Origin of the sequence: Streptomyces bambusae (assembly GCF_020532645.1) — a bacterium.
Lineage (GTDB): Bacteria > Actinomycetota > Actinomycetes > Streptomycetales > Streptomycetaceae > Streptomyces > Streptomyces bambusae.
The window spans coordinates 1-15,522 of record NZ_JAJAUZ010000077.1; the positions used below are offsets into that span (position 1 = coordinate 1).

The window sequence follows — 15,522 nt, forward strand, 5'->3', positions numbered from 1 at the left end:
ACGGACAGCAATCTCGCCACGGTTGGCAATGAGCACCTTGCGCAGCCGGCCACGCCCCGGGGTGCCGGGACGGCCGGTGGCGTCCCCGCTCACGAGGCCCGCACCGGGGCCGCCACCGGGCGGGTCTCCGCGCCCGCCTGGCTGAACCGGCCGGCGGCCGATTCCAGCGCGCCCAGCGAGCCGTCGAAGAAGATCAGCGGCTCGCGGTCCTGCTCGGGCACGCCCAGCTCCACCACTTCGCCGACCACGATGTCGTGGTCGCCGCCCTCGTGGACGTCGACGGTCCGGCAGGTCAGGTACGCCAGCGCCTCGGTGAGCACCGGCAGCCCGCCGGCGCCGAAGTGGTGCGGCGCGTCCTCCCCGAAGCCGTTGGGCTGCCGGCCGGCGAAGGCGCGGGCGAGCTTCTCCTGCCGCCCGGACAGGAAGTTCACGGTGAACCCGCCGCTCTCCTGCAGTGCCGTGTGCAGCCGGGACTGCTTGTGCAGGCAGAACAGCACGAGCGGCGGTTCGAGCGACACCGAGGTGAAGGAGTTGACGGTCGTGCCCTCGGCACGCCCTTCGGGCCCCGTGGTGATCACCGTGACCCCGGTCGTGAAGAGACCGCATACGCGGCGCAGGCTGCGCGCGTCTATCGGGTGCTTCTCATGGGTGTGGACCAGCGAGCGGACTGCTGCGGACATGCCACGCTTCCTTTTTCGTGGGCGGTCGGACGCGTTGAGGAGGGACAGGCCCCGGCCCTAGAGGAGCTTGCGGATCTTCGCGCCGGCCTTGACGATCCCGAGCAGGAACTCGCGGCCGACGCTGTTCATCTCCGAGGGAGCCTCCACCGACGCCCAGTACAGGTAGCGGGCCATGGTGGCGGTGGACGGGTAGATGAAGCGCTTGCTCTCGTCCTTCCAGCCGAAGACCGGGTTGACGATCGGGGACTCCTCCAGGGCCTGGAAGATGACGTCCGCGGCCTCGTCGCCGGTCAGGACCCCGGCCTCGTACTTCTCGCAGGTCTCGGCGGTGAGGTCGAGGATCTTCTTGAAGCTGTTGCTCTGCGGCCACCACAGGCCCGGGTACCGGGTCTCCTCCAGCTCCTTGAAGTGCTGCGGGTCGCCGTCCCGGACGTGCTTCAGGCGGGCGCGCGTCAGGCGCATGGTGCCGGGGGTGATGAACGAGCCCCAGACCCGGAAGACCGCGTTCCACAGCCGGAAGTGCGAGAAGGAGATGAAGGAGCTGTTGACCAGGTCGTCGTTGTACTGGAGCAGACCCTGCTCCAGGCGCTCGACGTACTCGAAGCGCTCTGCCGAGAAGTCGCCGTCCTTGAGGGCGTCGACCAGCCGGGAGGTGAGCGCGTCGACCACCTCGAAGGTGTTCGACAGGCCGCGGGAGAACAGCGGGTCCAGGAAGCCGGCGGCGTGCGACATCAGGCACCAGCGGTCGCCGATGGTCTGCTTGGAGGAGTACTGCAGCCGGTCGGTGGACACCCACTCGCGGACCCGGGTGGCGCCGTCGAACTGGCGCTTGACGGCCGGGTACTTGTCGAGGAAGAGCTGGAACTCCTCCTCGGGGCTGATGTCCTTCGGCTTCGGGTACGTGCGCTCGTCCATGGTGAGGCCGACGCTGCACAGCGGGTTGCGGGACTTCTTGTGGTTGTCGAACGGGATGATCCAGAACCAGCCGCGCTCGATCAGGTGGTGCATGGTGCCGGTGTGCCAGTCGGCCGGCGGGCGCAGCGACTGCGGGTGGCCGCTGACGTCGTCGAAGCGCTTGACGCCCACGTAGTGGGTGAACATCGACCGCGAGTGGTGCTTGAAGCGGGCGGGCTTCTCGCGCAGGTCGAACTTGTCGGCGAGCGGCGAGCGGAAGCCGGAGGCGTCGACCAGGTACTTGGCCCGGTACAGCTCGGGCTGGGCGCCGGGGGCGGCGCTCTGGCCCATCACCGTCACGCCGTCGTCGTCGAAGTCGACCTCGGTGGCGCGCCAGTTCTGCCGCGGCACGCAGCCGTACTTGGCGGCGACGTAGAACATGAAGGCGTCGCTGTCCTGGCGGAACATGTGGCTGTTCTGCAGGAAGATCTTGGGCAGGGCCAGCTGGGTGGCCTGACGCGGGTCGGGCTCCTTGCCCTCTTCGTGCTTCAGGAATCCGAAGTGGGCCTTGGTGCCGAACGTCGGGGCGATGTCCCGGGTGGACTGCTGGACGCTGGCCAGGCTCTTCAGCTCGGGGATGTCGTGGCGCTCGGCGAGGATGTGGATCCACTCGACGAGCTGGGGGGTCATGGACTCGCCGATCGCGAACCGCGGGTGGGAGGCGGCGTCGACCAGAAGCACCTTGGCGCCGTGCTTGGCGAGGATCGTGCCGGTCACCGAGCCGGCGAGCCCGGAACCCAGGATGATGACGTCGAACGTCTTGTCCTCGGGTATGTCCGTCGCTTCCGTGGTGCTTTTGGTCATCTTCGCGACCATGAGCTTCTCTCCTTCGTCGGAGGCGTCCGAAGAACTGCCGATAAGCCGATAAGCCGAATGCGGCGGCAAGGGGGCGCCGGGACGGCTGCAAGGGCAATGCCGTGAGGCTGCATGAATGACTGCATGAATGACTGCATGAAAAAGGCTCTCCCCTCGGCCGGAAAGGCGAGGGGAGAGCCCTGGAAAAAGGCGCGGCTCAGCCGCTGGGTAAAGCGTGACAGACAATCACAACAGGGTCAACCCCGTTGTACCGAAAGGGAATTGGCGATGCCCGGGTGTTCGGGCTCCAGCAGCCGGACCAGCAGACCGCGCAGTTCCGTGTCCCCGCCCGGGCCGAGCATGGCGGAGATGTCCTCGGCCAGGGCGTCGACGGCTGCGGCCACCACGCCCAGCTGAGCACGGCCCGCCTCGGTGAGTTCCAGGGCGTACCGGCGCCGGTCGTGCGGGTCCCGGCCGCGGCGGACCAGGCCGGCCTTGACCAGTTCGTCCACCAGCTGCGACGCGGCGGGCCCGGTGATGGCGAGGTGGTCGGCGAGCCGCTGCTGGGCGATCGGCCCGGAGCGGGCCAGGGCGGACAGCGGGCCGTAGTGGCGCACCCGCAGCCCGGTCCCGGCGAGCTTATCGTCGCCGAGCTTGCGCAGCCGGTGGTGCGCCTGGGCCACCAGGTAGGCGGATCCCTGCACCAGGGCCTGCGCCTCCTCCGGCAGCAGCCGGGCCAGCAGGGTGTCCAGCCGCCCGGTCTCCTCGGGCGACAGTACGGCGGTCAGCCGGGCATCGCGCTCGGAGACGGCGCGGCGGCGTTCGGCCAGGGCCCGGCGGCCCTCCTCGGTCAGGGAGAGCACGTACTGGCGGCGGTTGCCGGGGTTGCGGGTGCGCTGCACCTCGCCCCGCGCCTCCAGCCGGTCGATGACCCCGACCATGATGGTGCGGTTGATGCCCAGGCGCTCGGCCAGGTCGAGCTGCGACTCCCAGTCGCGGCCGGTGAGGGCGTCGAGGATGAGGAAGTCGCGGGAGTCGCCTTCGGATCCGTCCGCGGCGGAGAACCGGGCGAACACGCGGCGCAGCAGGTAGCCGATGAAATCGGTGAGCGCGTCGGGCAGGACACCCGGGATCTCCGCGGTGGCCTCGGTCTTCGTCACGGGGCCCCGGACCTGGTCGTTCTTTGCGTGCCGCACCTCAGCACCTCCCTTGCGAGTATACGGGCGGCAGGGGTGCCGGCCGGCGGCAGGCGGCCGGGCCGCCACGGCACACCGGACTCGTCAACGCATCTGCCCGTCGAGCACCAGTTCGATGACGGAACGGACCGGGGTGGCCTGGCCGGACGTCTCGTACACCCCGGCCACGGTGAGGCCTGCCCGCCGTGCGAGGTCCGTGATCCCGGCCACCGAGCGCTCGACGCCGCCGAAGTAGGCCAGCATCCGGATGTCCATGCCGGTGTGGACGTGTGCGCAGGTCTCCTCGATGACGAGGACCCGGCCCGGCCCGTCCGGGCAGCCGGCCAAGGCCTCGGCGCAGCGGCGCAGGATGCCGACGGCTTCCGCGTCGCCCCAGTTGTGGAGGACCGAGGAGAGGACGTAGCCGCCGCCGTCGGCGACGGGCAGCGGGTCGAAGAAGCTTCCGTCGAGGGCGCAGGCCCGGTCCGCCAGGCCTTCGCGGGCGAAGTGGGACCGGGCCCGGTCGGTGGTGCCGGGCAGGTCCACGACCGTGCCGCGCAGGGTCGGGTGGGCCGTCAGGAGGCCGGCGAGCAGGGCGCCGTTGCCTCCTCCGAGGTCGTAGACGTGGCCGAGCGCGGACCAGTCGTAGGCGTGGGCGATGTCCTTGGCGTCGCGCGAGACGTTGTCGGCCACCACCGCGTCGAAGGACTCGGCGAGTTCGCGGTCGCTGGCCAGGTCGTCCCAGTAGCCGAGGCCGTAGCGGACGGGGTACGAGGGCTCGCCGGTGCGGAGCGTGTGGCCGAGTTCGACGATCCCGAGGTCGCCTCGGCCGATCGCGCCGTTGGTGTCGATGAGATGGCGCTGCATGCTGGGGTGGTCGGAGCGCAGGCCTTCCCCGAGGCCGGTCAGGACGTAGCGCTCGCCGTCGGCGCCGAGCACGCCCACGGTCACGAGGTGGCGCAGCAGCCGCTCCACGGAGGAGGCGTCGAGGTGCTCGGCCGCGGCGATCGCGGCGGCGGTGTCGCGGCCGGCGGCGATGTGGTCGCCGAAGCGGTGGGTGGCGGCCAGGCGCACCGTCATCGGGGTGACCAGGTCGGCCAGGTCCCACAGGGCGAGCGTGCGGGTGTCGTCCGCGGACATCGTCCTCGTTCTCCTTCTGCGGCGGTCGGGTGCGCCTGCCGGGTGGGGCGCCGGGCCGCGGGGGTGCGGAAGTCCGGAGAGGCGGGGAGGCCGGCCCCGCCCGCGCAGGGGCGGGGCCGGAGGGTGGTGCGGGCGGGGGCGGAGTGCGTCAGAACGCGACCGGCGCGTGCTCGCCCGGCTGCTGCGGCTGCGGGGCGGCCTTGCTCAGGGAGGCGAGGGCGACAACCAGGGCGACCAGGTACAGGGCGCCGCCGAGGAGGAAGCCGTACGAGTAGCCGGAGGTCAGGGCCTCCTGTGCGTTGCCCGGCAGCTCGTTCTCGGTGATGACCGAGGCGGTGGCGGCCAGGACGGCCAGGCCGATGGCGCCGCCGATCTGCTGGCTGGTGTTGACCAGGCCGGAGGCGATGCCGGTGTCCTGCGGGGCGACGCCGCGCACGGAGGCGATGGTGACGGTCACGAAGACCAGGCCCAGGCCGAAGCCCGAGACGAGCTGCGCCGGCAGCAGGGCGAACAGGGCGTTCTGGCCCGGGGCCAGGAAGCTGAACCAGACCATGCCGGCCGTGCCGATGACCAGGCCGAGGGCGACGATGGTGCGCTCGGGCAGCTTGGCGAGCAGCTGCGGGCCGACGCCGCCGGCGGCGATGCCGATGCCGACCGCGAAGGGCAGGTAGGCCAGGCCCGTGACCATCGGCTCGTAGCCCTTGACGAGCTGCATGTAGAGGGTGAGGAAGTAGAAGGTGGCGAGCATGCCGGCGCCGACCAGGAACATGATCGTGTTGGCCGCGGCGCGGCTCTTGTCGCCGACGACGGCGGCCGGGACCATCGGGTTGCTGCTGGAGCGCTGGATGACGACGAAGGCGGCGATCAGGACCACGGCGACGGCCAGGCTGATCAGGGTGACGCTGTCGCCGATGCCCGACTCGCCGGCGCGGGTGATGGCGTAGACGAGGGAGCCGAAGCCGAGGGTGGCGGTCAGGGCGCCGGGGACGTCGAGCTTGCCGCGCTCGCGGCCGCCTTCGACGAGGACGCCGGTGCCGAGCAGGACCAGGACGGCGATCGGCACGTTGACGTACATGACCCAGCGCCAGCTGAGGTACTCGGTCAGGGCGCCGCCGAGGAGCAGGCCGACGACGGAGCCGAGTCCGCCCATGGCGCCGTACACGCCGAGCGCCTTGTTGCGCGCGGGGCCCGCGGGGAACGTGGAGGCGAGCAGGGAGAGAGCGGTGGGCGCGGCGATCGCGGCCCCCATGCCCTGCAGGATGCGGGCGGCGATCAGCAGCTCGCCGCTGGAGGCGAGGCCGCCGACGACGGAGGCGGCGGCGAAGAGCACCAGGCCGATGCGGAAGACGCGGCGGCGGCCGAAGAGGTCGCCGGCGCGGCCGCCGGCGAGCAGCAGTCCTCCGAAGGCCAGGGCGTACGCGGTCACGATCCAGCCCAGGTTGGCCTCGGACAGTCCTAAGGCGCTCTGCATGCTCGGCAGGGCGACCGCCACGATCGTGTTGTCGAGGACGAGCATGAGCTGCGCCGCCGCGATGACCAGGAGGGCGAGGCCCGCCTTGCCGTTGGCCGGCGCCGCGGCCTCCGGTACGGCTTCGGTGCGTTCTTGGAGCGACATGTGGTTCTCCATGTGTGTGATCAGGGGGAGAGAGGGGGTCCGGGCCGGCTCCCCGTGGCGGGGGTTTCCACGGGGAGCCGGCCGGGACCGGTCGTGCGGCCCGGGGTCAGCGGGCGGCGGAGAGGTCCTTGGGGACCCAGATGTCGAGGCCCTCGTAGGCGACGCGCCACTCGTTCTCGTAGGCGTTGCGCAGCGGTTCGGGCATCTTGCCGAGGATGTCGGCGGAGCGCTCGGCGGCCGCGTCGTCCAGCAGCCAGGGCAGGTAGCGCACGGAATCCGCGCCGACCCGGCCGCGCTGCTCGTTGCTGAACTCCGCCCACTGCTCCTGGCTCAGCGTCAGGTCCATCAGCGCGAGGGCGTCGGACTCCTCGTGCGCCAGGTGGTGGTTGAGACCGGTGTAAAGGGCGTCGACCAGGCCGCCCAGGCGCTCCTGGCCGGAGTCGCGGTCGGCGAGGGCCGCGTCGATGTCGGCGAGCAGCGGCTCGATGATCGCGTGCTCCGCCTCCATGGCGTCCAGCAGCTCCAGTTCGGCGGGGCGGCCGGCCAGGGCCTCCTGCATCACGGGCCAGACCGTGAGGTCTTCGGATGTGTGGTGGATGGTCAGGAACTTCTTGAACAGCTCCCAGCCGAGCGCGGTGCTCAGCACGTGACGGGGGTCCTCGTCCACGCGGGAGGTGATGCGCGCGATGCGCTCCAGCTCCCGGCGGAGGGCGTCGTGGATGGCGAACATCATCGTCATGTCGAGGTTCTTGAAGTCGTTGCTCATCGTCGCTCTCTCCCTCACTGCGCCGTCTCCGTGTCACAGAGACTATCGTCAAGGCGCTTAACTATCAACCACCCAATCAACAGCATTGCAACCATCAGCATGCGAAGTGATGGGTGGGTGACGTCCGTTCAGCGCGTGGCCACGGGCTCCCGTACGGGCTGCAGGGCGGCGGTCGCCTGCTCCGTGGACCCGGCCGGCTCGGGGCCGTCCACAGGGGAGCCGTCGGCCGGCAGCTCCTCCTCGGCCTGCTTCCCGCGGATCAGGTTGAGCGCGGGAGACGTGGCGGCGGTGGTCAGCAGCGCCATCAAGACGAGGATCGTGAACAGGTCCTGGCCGATGACCCCGAGGCCCAGGCCGATGTTCAGCACGACCAGCTCCGTCAGGCCGCGGCAGTTCATCAGCGCGCCGATCGACAGCGCGTCGCGCCAGGTCTGGCCGGCCGCCCGGGCCGCGCCGGCGCCGCCGCCCCACTTGGCCAGCACCGCCACCGCGAGCACCGCCAGCGCCCACAGCCACTGCACCGGGTCGCCCGCCAGCATCGAGATGTTGGTCTTCAGACCGGTGGTCACGAAGAACAGCGGGAGCAGCACGGGGACTGTGACCGCCCGCAGCCGCGTCGCCTGGCGCTCGATCACCCGGGAGCCGCGCGGGGTGACGACCCCGAACAGGAACGCCCCGAACAGCGCGTGCACCCCGATCTCGTCGGTGGCCAGCGCCGACAGGCACAGCCCGCTGAACAGGACCACCATCACCACGCTGTCCGTGGACGCGCGCTCGGCCCGGGCGGCCCAGCGGGCCAGCAGCGGACGCACCACGAAGGCGAGGAAGAGCGTGAAGGCCACCGCCATCAGGGCCGTGGTGACGGCCTCGAACGGCGAACCGCTCTTGGCCACCGCGACCACGACGGCCAGCAGGCACCAGGCGGTGACGTCGTCCACGGCCGCGCAGGCCATCGCCAGCGCGCCCACCCTGGTCCGGTACAGCCCGCGGTCGGTCAGGATGCGGGCCAGCACCGGGAACGCGGTGATGCTCATCGACACCGCGATGAACAGGACGAACGGGAGCTGCCCGACGCCGTCGGGAGCGAAGGTCCCGTACATCGCCAGCGCCAGCAGGGAGCCCAGCACCAGGGGCAGGGCGATGCTCGCCTGGCTGACGGCCACCGCCGTCTTGCTGTGCCCGCGCAGCGATCCGAGGTTGAGCTCCAGCCCGACCAGGAACATGAAGGCCAGCAGCCCCAGGCTGCCCAGCGTCCCGATGTACGGCAGCACCGAGGACGGGAACAGCCAGGTCTGCGCCTCCGGCCACAGCCAGCCCAGCAGGGAGGGCCCGAGCAGGATGCCCACCGCCATCTCGCCCACCACCGGAGGCTGGCCGAACCGGCGCACCAGCTGCGCGCCGGCCTTGCAGGCCAGGATCACCACGGGCACGGCGATCAGGAGATCGGGAAGGGGATCACGGATTGCGCCTGCCATCAGAACTCCAGGAGGAGGGAAAGAGGTCTCAGTACTCGTACGGGTGGACGGACTTGGCCTCGCGCAGCGCCCGTGCCCACCACAGGAGCTGATTGAGCATCAGCTTGGCTGCACCGCCGGCGCCTTCGGCGTCCGCGGGGAAGCGGCCGTCGGCGTCGTAGTGCTCGAGGATCCTCGGGAAGCTGACGATGTCCTTCATGCCGACCGCGTGGAACTCGGCGAATATCTGGCGCAGGTGCTCCACGGCCCGCACCCCGCCCGCCATGCTCAGGCCGTAGCTGACGAAGCCGACGGGCTTGGCCCGCCACTCCGCCTGGAAGCTGTCGATGAGGGTCTTGAGGGTGCCGGGGACGCTGCGGTTGTACTCCGGTACGACCACGACGAAGGCCTCGGCGGCCGCCAGCCGGGGGCTGAGTGCGCGGGCCACCGGGTCGTCCGGGTCCAGGCTCGCGGGCAGCGGGGTCTTCGCCACGTCGACGACGTCGACGACGAGGTCGTCACGGGCCTCGGCCACCCGGGTGAACCAGGCCGCCACATCGGGGGCGAGCCGCCCGTCGCGGGCGGAGCCGACGACGAGCGTCACCCGCACCGGCGCCGGGGTCTGCGCGGACGGCGCCGCCGGGACGGGAACGGGTGTCTCCTGGACGGTCGGCGTGTGCGCGAGCGCCTGCGAGGAGGAGGGGGGCACGGGTTGGTTCCTCTCAGCTCTTGACCGCGGTCCGGGCGCCCACCGGGGTCAGCGCGAGGAACTGGGTGGCGTCGACACGGTTGAGGATGCGGCGGGTGAGGGCCGGCATCCTGGTCTGCCCGTCGTCGGTGAAGACCGTCGGGTTCTCCACCGTGATCCGGCGGCCCCGGGTGGTGATCTCGCACCCGCCCGCCGCCAGCACGTTCTTGACCCAGTCCGAGCCCGGGCCGTAGGGCAGGGTGACGACGATGTCCTCGCCGCGCCGGAAGAGCTTGACCGGGGTCGTGAACTCCCGCCCCGACTTGCGGCCCCGGTGGTGGATCTTTCCGAAGCCGGGCATGCGGCTGAGGACGGGTCCCACGAAGTGGTTGGCGACCGCCTTGTTGAAGCGGGCCACACGTCTGTCGATCGGCACTGCTTGCCTCCTGTAGTCGTGGCACGTGTCGGCCGTGCGCTCCGCGGCGGAGCCGGGGCCGCCGCCCCGCCTCCGCCGCGGAACCGGGCCGGGGGTCCGGCAGGGTCAGGCGGCCGGCTTGCCGGCGCCGGGGCCGCCCGCAGCCGGGCCGCCCGCGCCCGGGCCGCCGGACGGCGTGAGCGGGCCGACCGGCTTGCCGCCGGACTGCAGGAAGCGCTGGAGGGAGAAGTTGTCGACGATGCCCCAGCGCTCGGCGATCTTGTCGCCCTCGAAGCGGAACCAGATGATCGCCTGGTGCTGCACCTGGAGGCCGGTGGGCGCGATGCCGATGAACGGGCCGGTGTGCTTGCCGTGCATCACCCAGCGGATGGCGGCCTTGTCGCCCTGCGAGATGAAGTCGAGGATCTCGTACTTGATCTCGCTGAACGCCGACTGCTGGATGCGGATGGTGTGCTTGAAGGCCTCCGGGCCGCGCATCGAGTCGTCGTGGCTGCCGTGGTTGCGGAAGTCCGCGGTCAGGTAGCGGTCGGCGGCCGACAGGTCGCCGAGGTCCAGTCCCTCGTGGAAGACCTTCTCCACGAGTTCCTTCTGCTGCTCGGCCGTCAGCGTGGTGGCCATGGGGGTGACTCCTTGTGCTCGGGGGTGGGGTGGGGACTGCTGGTGGTACGGCGGCCGGGGGGTGCATGCCCCGGACCCGCGGGGCGGGCCGTGCGGTGGCCTGCCGCGGGGCCGGGAGCGCACGCCGCGTCAGTTGCCTCGGGTGTCGAGGGTCTTGGTGTCGACCTGCGTCACGCCCCGGGGCACCGCGCCGGTGCTCCACACGATCCGCAGCCGCAGCCGGTCGATCCGCCAGCCCTCGGGAGTGCGCCGGGCCACGCCCGTGAACCGTCCGCCGAGCTGGAAGTACTCGGAGGCGTCCGGCGGGAGCGGCGAACCGAAGTGGATGTGCGAGGCGATCAGGCTCCAGCTGATCGCGGCGCGGTCGCCGTCGAGGTCGACCGAGACGTCGGACCCGTGGTGATGAGTACGGCCCCAGCGGGCCATGATCTCCGCGGTGAACGCCGGCACCCCGGCGATCCCGCGGTGGCTGCCGACGGGGAAGGTGAGTTCGACGCCCTCGGTGAAGAGGGACATCGCCCATGCGTCGTCGAAGCTGCCCTGGTCGAGGCTGGCCAGGTAGCGGTCGACCAGCCGGCCGAGCATCGCCAGGTCGGACAGCCGCCGCACCTCGGAGGCCAGCGCGTCGAGATCCGCCACCGCGGCCGGTGCGCCCGGGAAGGCCGCGGTCGCCGGGAAGTCCGGGTCGATCTGCACGGCTTCGGCGCCCTGGGCGGGTGCCGCCGTGTCCGCGACGGTGCTCATGACACGCGGCGGGCTTCGGTCGCGGCGTCGGTGGCGTAGATGACCACGTCCTCGGCGCTGTGGACGACGGCCTTGCCGGTGCCCGTGAACGCCGAGCCGCCCTCGCGGCGGGCCGCGATGTCGATCTTGATGTAGGCGGCGCGGTGGCCGTTCGGGCTGATCTGGGTGTGGTCGGGGTTGAAGTCCTCGCGGATGTAGAACTCGAAGGTCTCGTCCCCGGTGGGCATCCAGGAGCCCGCCCCGGTGCTCTTCTCCGTGGTGACGTCGAGCGAGCCGTCCGGGTGGAAGGTGACCGTGTAGTCGTCGGTCTCACCGTCGTGGGTGACCGTACCCGTCCACTGGCCGGTGGGCGTGGGAGCAGAAACAGACATGGATCGACCACACTTCCTTGAGTCAGGTTGCGCCGGGAGGCGGAAAACAAAAAATCCGCACCGGTGGAATACCGGATGCGGATGAAGATGCAGACGGGCGCGATTCAGGGCATGGGGGCGCCGGAAAAAGTGTGACACGCCTGCCGAGCGGAAGTCAACTCACCTTATACATAGGTGAATTGACGATCCATGGGGACAACTCTTCGAAAGGCGGCAGAAAGAAGCCCTCACGGCTGGGGGGAGCCGTGAGGGCTTCTTCCGGTTCGGATCCCCGCACGGATCCGGTGGAGCGGCCGGGAGGGACGGCCGAGGTATTCGGTGCTTTCAGCGGCGCATCGCCAGTAATTCGTCCAGGTCGTATTGGGCCCGCTGGGGGCCGCCGAAGCGGGTGATCTTGCCGCGCGAGGCCCATTTGCGGATCGTCGCCTCGCTCACGCCCATGGCCAGGGCTGCGAGTTCCGTCGGCACCATCCGGCGGCGCGCCGTGGACGCGGCCGTCATGCGGCGTGCTCCCGCATCCGGCCCGCCACCGACAGCCACTGGTGCGGCGGCAGCGCGTGCCCGGCGTCGCAGGAGACGTGGCCGGGCGTCGGCCCGCCGCCGCCCCGCATCACTCCGTGCAGCAGCCCGCCGCAGCCGGGCTCGGGGCACTCCCCCAGCGCGAACCGCTTGACCGGGCCCGGCCCGAACAGCCCGCCCAGGTCCTCCAGCAGCCGGCGGACCTCGTCGTCGAAGTCCACCGCGGCCGGGTGCCCTGCCAGCCAGTCCAGCTGCGCGCGCAGGAACTGCACCAGGGCGCCGACCTCGCTGTCGTACGGCCCCGGTGCTCCGCTCCCCTCCGCGACCAGCCGCGCCCAGGAGGAGAGCACCCCGCGCAGTTCGCTGCGCGCGCCCAGGGTCTGCTCGTCGAGCACGATGCCGGTGCTCCGGCTGCTGCCGCTGACCCGCTCGCGCATCCGGGCGGGGGCGGGGATCAGGGAGTGGTCGCTCTCCCGGTACAGGCCGAGCAGGGTGCGCAGCTGCATGCTCAGCCGCGTCACGCACTTGCCGCAGATACGGCCGCAGCGGGTCGCGCAGTCCCTCGCGGGGTGGTGGTCGGGAAGTTCTCGACGGGGGTGCATCCGGATCCCTCGAATCCTGTGACTTCCGGTGACGGCGATCGGCCCACATACCGGCCGACCAGTTCGTGTCGCCATCCTTCCGGAGCTGGCTTGGGCGCTTCAACGCGCGCCGGATCAAAGCTTCTGCAGGGTTGCGCAGGCTTTCGCAGCTGTGTCAGCGGAGCGTCAGCCGGACCTCAGGAAGAGCACAAGGACCCCTCCTCAGGAGCGGGGCCGGACCGGCAGGTGGATCTCCACCACCGTGCCGGCGACCTCGCCGGCGGATGTCTCGGCCCGGCCGCCGAGGTCCTCGATGCGCTCGGTCAGGGAGCGCAGGGCGTCGCCGCCGGCCTCGCCGGGACCGGTTCCGTCGTCGGTCACCCGTGCGTACAGCCAGCGCCGGGTGATCCGTACGACGACCGAGACGTGCCCGGTGTCCGGCCGGGCCAGCCGGTCGCGCAGCGCCTCGCGCAGGGCGAGGTAGATCTCCCTCCGGTGGCGTTCGGGGATCAGCCCCTCGTCGCCGGCGACCTCGACGGAGGCGACGACGGCCCGGTCGCCCTGCGGCCCGGGTCCGGCGAGGAACTCCTCCAGCGCCTCGCGCAGCGGCGGAAGGTCGCAGCGGCGCCGCAGGCCTCCTATGAGCGCCTCGTTCTCCTGGGCGGCGTCGGCCAACGCCCTTTCGGCAGCGGCGAGATGGACCGCGCGGTCATCGGGTCCGGCGGTTTCGCGGGTGACGCGGGCCAGGCTGAGGCGGGCGAGCGAGAGTGCGCCGCCGAGTTCGTCGCTCAGCTGGCGGGCCAGCCGGCGGCGCTCGTTCCAGCCGTCGTCCCCGGTCCACACGGGGTCGCCGAGGCCGCGGACGGCGGCGCCCAGACCCTGGACGACGGCGACCGCCCGCAGCAGGCCGGTCTCGCGGTGGGCGATGCCGTTCTCCAGCACGTGCAGTACCGCGCACTCGAGGAGCAGCGCGGCGGCGGTGACCACCTGGTGGGGGGAGGCGGCGGGCGGTGCGGGCGGAGCGGGGGCGGACGCGTCACCCGGCGCCGCCGCCCGGGCCAGGACGGCGCGGGCGAAGTCCACGAGCGCGGTCCGCACGGCCGGTACGCCGGCTTCGGCGGGGGCGAGCACCTCGGGCAGGCGGGCGGCGAAGCGCTCCAGTACGGCGGCGCTCTCCCAGCTGCCGAGGGCGGCGGCCGGGGCGGCGGGTCCGGCGGGTCCGGGACCGGCGGGGCGGGATGCGGGGGCTCCGGACAACCGGGGCGGCGGGGCGGTCCGCTGCGCCGCCGGGGGCCGCATCCGGACGGCCGCACGGAGCAGGCCCTCGTTCAGGGCTTCGGCGAACCGGCTTCCCACGACGGGGGCGGTTGTACTGCTCATCGGGCTGACTCCTCAGGCGGGGTGCTGCGATGCCGCAGGGTGTACCGGCAAGCTAACATACAGACATGTCTGATTGTCAATGAGCTTGCAGGGCGCATCTCCACCTGGAGAGATCGGCGCATACCTACAAAAAGGGGACACCACCCTGAAGTTCTTCTTGCAAAATGCTCAAGATGACGAAGTAGCCCCTCGACGGCTATGCAAGAAAACAGGCAGGGCTGTATCTTTGGGTTCGTCGGCGCACTCCGCGTGCCGCCGCATTGCTTCCGTGCACCTGAAATAGGAAATGGGCAGGTTACGACTGATGCAGACTCGGTCCGCACAGACCCGCCAGGCCCTCATCCGTGCCGCGGCTGAGCTGATAGCCGACGGCGGCCCCTCCGACGCGGGACTGGTCAGCATCTGCCGCCGGGCCGGAGTGAGCCGGGGGGCGCTGTACCACCACTTCTCCTCCACCGCGCAGTTGATGGCCGCCGTGTACGAGCAGGCCCACGAGCGCGTCATGGAGCTGGCGGAGAAGGCGTTCGACCAGCGCTCGGCCGACGGTCCGGAACGCTTCCTGACCGCGCTGACACGGGCCCTGCGCGAGGAGGAACTGCTGCGCGCCGGCATCCAGTTGTCCGCGGACGGATCCCCCGGCCCGCCGCAGCTGCGCGACGAGGTGCTGACCCTCGTGCGCAGACACGTGTCCAAGGGGCACCGGGAGACCGCCCCGTCCCCCGACGACCTGGCGGACCTGGCCGTGGTGGTGGCCGCCGGACTGGAGTCGCTGGGACACACCGACCCCGCTTGGTGGGAAGCCGGGACCAACCAGCGGCTGTGGGCCCTGCTGCGCCCGCTCTTCGGGGCGGAAGCGGAACGGATCGGGTGACGTCGTGACGGGGATTCGCCGGGCGGATCCCCGTCACGACGCCCGGGGCGGCACCGTCTCGTCCTGCTCCGGTACGGGCGGCGGGGTCGTGCGCAGCCGGCCGAGCAGCCCGGGGGTGGCCAGGCCCGGGAGCAGGAAGCCCCAGAACACGGTGATGCGGTGGGGCAGGTCGGCGCGGCCCGTGTAGACCTGCGACATCACCTGCAGGCCCGTGAAGGAACCGACGATGGTCGTCGCCGCCTCCTCCACGTCCACGCCCGGCAGGATCTCGCCCTGCGCCTCGGCCTGGCGCAGGAGCGTGAGGATGGCCGCGCTGGACTGCTCGAACGACGTCTGCGGCGGGCGGGAGAAGGAGGTCTGCTCGACCGCCAGCCGTACGCTCGCGCGCAGCACCGGATCGGTCTGGAGCCGCTCGGCGAACTCCAGGGTCAGGTCGATCACCGACTGGAGCTTGACCGGCTGCTCCCGGACGGTCAGGGCCTCGCTGTGCGCGGCCACGAGGGCGACCGCGATGGACTCCTTGGAGGGGAAGTGGTGGTAGAGCGCGCCGCGGGTGAGCCCCGTGCTGGCGAGGATCTCGTTCGTGCTGGCGGCGTCGTAGCCACGCTCGTCGAACACTCTGGCCGCAGCCTCCAGGATCGAGCGCCTGGACCGGGTACCGCGTTCTTGCTGAGCCATGACTGATCCTTGTAATAGCCAACCAAAATTTAACCGACTTGTCTGTACTGTATCGGC

Annotated in this window: 17 protein-coding genes; 1 reads left to right on the forward strand and 16 read right to left on the reverse strand. The window is 71.3% G+C overall.

Annotated features, from left to right (window positions below):
- Window positions 1-89: 89 nt before the first annotated feature.
- From LG634_RS32935 to LG634_RS33005, 15 genes are all read right to left on the reverse strand, one after another.
- Window positions 90-680 (reverse strand): flavin reductase family protein, encoded by a 591-nt coding sequence (locus LG634_RS32935; protein WP_226739396.1) that lies wholly within the window; start codon window positions 678-680, stop codon window positions 90-92.
- A gap of 57 nt (window positions 681-737) precedes the next feature.
- Window positions 738-2,438 carry an NAD(P)/FAD-dependent oxidoreductase gene (locus tag LG634_RS32940; RefSeq protein ID WP_226739398.1) on the reverse strand — a complete coding sequence of 567 codons (1,701 nt, stop codon included), beginning with the start codon at window positions 2,436-2,438 and terminating at the stop codon, window positions 738-740.
- 248 nt (window positions 2,439-2,686) lie between these two features.
- On the reverse strand, window positions 2,687-3,589 hold the full coding sequence (locus tag LG634_RS32945; RefSeq protein WP_372482539.1) for a MarR family winged helix-turn-helix transcriptional regulator: 903 nt from the start codon (window positions 3,587-3,589) through the stop codon (window positions 2,687-2,689).
- 120 nt (window positions 3,590-3,709) lie between these two features.
- Entirely contained in the window at window positions 3,710-4,744 is a 1,035-nt protein-coding gene (locus LG634_RS32950; protein ID WP_226739401.1) for a methyltransferase, read from the reverse strand.
- A 148-nt stretch (window positions 4,745-4,892) separates the two neighbouring features.
- Window positions 4,893-6,359, reverse strand: coding sequence for an MFS transporter (locus LG634_RS32955; RefSeq protein ID WP_226739403.1), 1,467 nt, complete (start codon window positions 6,357-6,359; stop codon window positions 4,893-4,895).
- A gap of 106 nt (window positions 6,360-6,465) precedes the next feature.
- Window positions 6,466-7,125: a hemerythrin domain-containing protein gene (locus LG634_RS32960; RefSeq protein ID WP_226739405.1), complete on the reverse strand. Its 660-nt coding sequence runs from the start codon at window positions 7,123-7,125 to the stop codon at window positions 6,466-6,468.
- A 128-nt stretch (window positions 7,126-7,253) separates the two neighbouring features.
- Window positions 7,254-8,600, reverse strand: coding sequence for a cation:proton antiporter domain-containing protein (locus LG634_RS32965; RefSeq protein WP_226739407.1), 1,347 nt, complete (start codon window positions 8,598-8,600; stop codon window positions 7,254-7,256).
- A 28-nt stretch (window positions 8,601-8,628) separates the two neighbouring features.
- Window positions 8,629-9,183: an NADPH-dependent FMN reductase gene (locus tag LG634_RS32970; protein ID WP_226739450.1), complete on the reverse strand. Its 555-nt coding sequence runs from the start codon at window positions 9,181-9,183 to the stop codon at window positions 8,629-8,631.
- Between the two features lie 118 nt (window positions 9,184-9,301).
- Window positions 9,302-9,703 carry a nitroreductase family deazaflavin-dependent oxidoreductase gene (locus tag LG634_RS32975; RefSeq protein ID WP_226739408.1) on the reverse strand — a complete coding sequence of 134 codons (402 nt, stop codon included), beginning with the start codon at window positions 9,701-9,703 and terminating at the stop codon, window positions 9,302-9,304.
- Between the two features lie 105 nt (window positions 9,704-9,808).
- Window positions 9,809-10,321: an ester cyclase gene (locus tag LG634_RS32980; protein ID WP_226739410.1), complete on the reverse strand. Its 513-nt coding sequence runs from the start codon at window positions 10,319-10,321 to the stop codon at window positions 9,809-9,811.
- 129 nt (window positions 10,322-10,450) lie between these two features.
- Window positions 10,451-11,065: a nuclear transport factor 2 family protein gene (locus LG634_RS32985; protein ID WP_226739412.1), complete on the reverse strand. Its 615-nt coding sequence runs from the start codon at window positions 11,063-11,065 to the stop codon at window positions 10,451-10,453.
- Window positions 11,062-11,436 (reverse strand): dehydrogenase, encoded by a 375-nt coding sequence (locus LG634_RS32990; protein WP_226739414.1) that lies wholly within the window; start codon window positions 11,434-11,436, stop codon window positions 11,062-11,064. Before LG634_RS32990 ends, LG634_RS32985 begins: the two co-directional genes overlap by 4 nt.
- A gap of 324 nt (window positions 11,437-11,760) precedes the next feature.
- Window positions 11,761-11,937, reverse strand: a complete 177-nt coding sequence (locus tag LG634_RS32995; RefSeq protein WP_226739416.1) for a hypothetical protein — start codon at window positions 11,935-11,937, stop codon at window positions 11,761-11,763.
- Window positions 11,934-12,461 carry a hypothetical protein gene (locus LG634_RS33000; RefSeq protein ID WP_226739418.1) on the reverse strand — a complete coding sequence of 176 codons (528 nt, stop codon included), beginning with the start codon at window positions 12,459-12,461 and terminating at the stop codon, window positions 11,934-11,936. The genes LG634_RS32995 and LG634_RS33000 overlap by 4 nt, the downstream gene beginning before the upstream one ends.
- Window positions 12,462-12,758: 297 nt before the next feature.
- Complete coding sequence (locus LG634_RS33005) at window positions 12,759-13,916, reverse strand: sensor histidine kinase (protein WP_226739420.1); 1,158 nt, start codon at window positions 13,914-13,916, stop codon at window positions 12,759-12,761.
- A 304-nt stretch (window positions 13,917-14,220) separates the two neighbouring features.
- On the opposite strand from LG634_RS33005, the gene LG634_RS33010 reads away from it, so the two are divergent.
- Window positions 14,221-14,787 carry a TetR family transcriptional regulator gene (locus LG634_RS33010; protein ID WP_226739422.1) on the forward strand — a complete coding sequence of 189 codons (567 nt, stop codon included), beginning with the start codon at window positions 14,221-14,223 and terminating at the stop codon, window positions 14,785-14,787.
- A 33-nt stretch (window positions 14,788-14,820) separates the two neighbouring features.
- On the opposite strand, the gene LG634_RS33015 is transcribed toward LG634_RS33010, so the two are convergent.
- Window positions 14,821-15,465 (reverse strand): ScbR family autoregulator-binding transcription factor, encoded by a 645-nt coding sequence (locus LG634_RS33015; protein WP_226739424.1) that lies wholly within the window; start codon window positions 15,463-15,465, stop codon window positions 14,821-14,823.
- Between the last annotated feature and the right edge of the window lie 57 nt (window positions 15,466-15,522).

Excerpts from the sequence above, each read along its gene's own strand:
- LG634_RS32950 (WP_226739401.1), bottom strand. The coding sequence starts at position 4,744 with ATGTCCGCGGACGACACCCGCACGCTCGCCCTGTGGGACCTGGCCGAC.
- LG634_RS33010 (WP_226739422.1), top strand. The coding sequence starts at position 14,221 with ATGCAGACTCGGTCCGCACAGACCCGCCAGGCCCTCATCCGTGCCGCG.
- LG634_RS32980 (WP_226739410.1), bottom strand. The coding sequence starts at position 10,321 with ATGGCCACCACGCTGACGGCCGAGCAGCAGAAGGAACTCGTGGAGAAG.
- LG634_RS32935 (WP_226739396.1), bottom strand. The coding sequence starts at position 680 with ATGTCCGCAGCAGTCCGCTCGCTGGTCCACACCCATGAGAAGCACCCG.
- LG634_RS33000 (WP_226739418.1), bottom strand. The coding sequence starts at position 12,461 with ATGCAGCTGCGCACCCTGCTCGGCCTGTACCGGGAGAGCGACCACTCC.
- LG634_RS33015 (WP_226739424.1), bottom strand. The coding sequence starts at position 15,465 with ATGGCTCAGCAAGAACGCGGTACCCGGTCCAGGCGCTCGATCCTGGAG.
- LG634_RS32990 (WP_226739414.1), bottom strand. The coding sequence starts at position 11,436 with ATGTCTGTTTCTGCTCCCACGCCCACCGGCCAGTGGACGGGTACGGTC.
- LG634_RS33005 (WP_226739420.1), bottom strand. The coding sequence starts at position 13,916 with ATGAGCAGTACAACCGCCCCCGTCGTGGGAAGCCGGTTCGCCGAAGCC.
- LG634_RS32960 (WP_226739405.1), bottom strand. The coding sequence starts at position 7,125 with ATGAGCAACGACTTCAAGAACCTCGACATGACGATGATGTTCGCCATC.
- LG634_RS32955 (WP_226739403.1), bottom strand. The coding sequence starts at position 6,359 with ATGTCGCTCCAAGAACGCACCGAAGCCGTACCGGAGGCCGCGGCGCCG.
- LG634_RS32965 (WP_226739407.1), bottom strand. The coding sequence starts at position 8,600 with ATGGCAGGCGCAATCCGTGATCCCCTTCCCGATCTCCTGATCGCCGTG.
- LG634_RS32995 (WP_226739416.1), bottom strand. The coding sequence starts at position 11,937 with ATGACGGCCGCGTCCACGGCGCGCCGCCGGATGGTGCCGACGGAACTC.
- LG634_RS32940 (WP_226739398.1), bottom strand. The coding sequence starts at position 2,438 with ATGACCAAAAGCACCACGGAAGCGACGGACATACCCGAGGACAAGACG.
- LG634_RS32985 (WP_226739412.1), bottom strand. The coding sequence starts at position 11,065 with ATGAGCACCGTCGCGGACACGGCGGCACCCGCCCAGGGCGCCGAAGCC.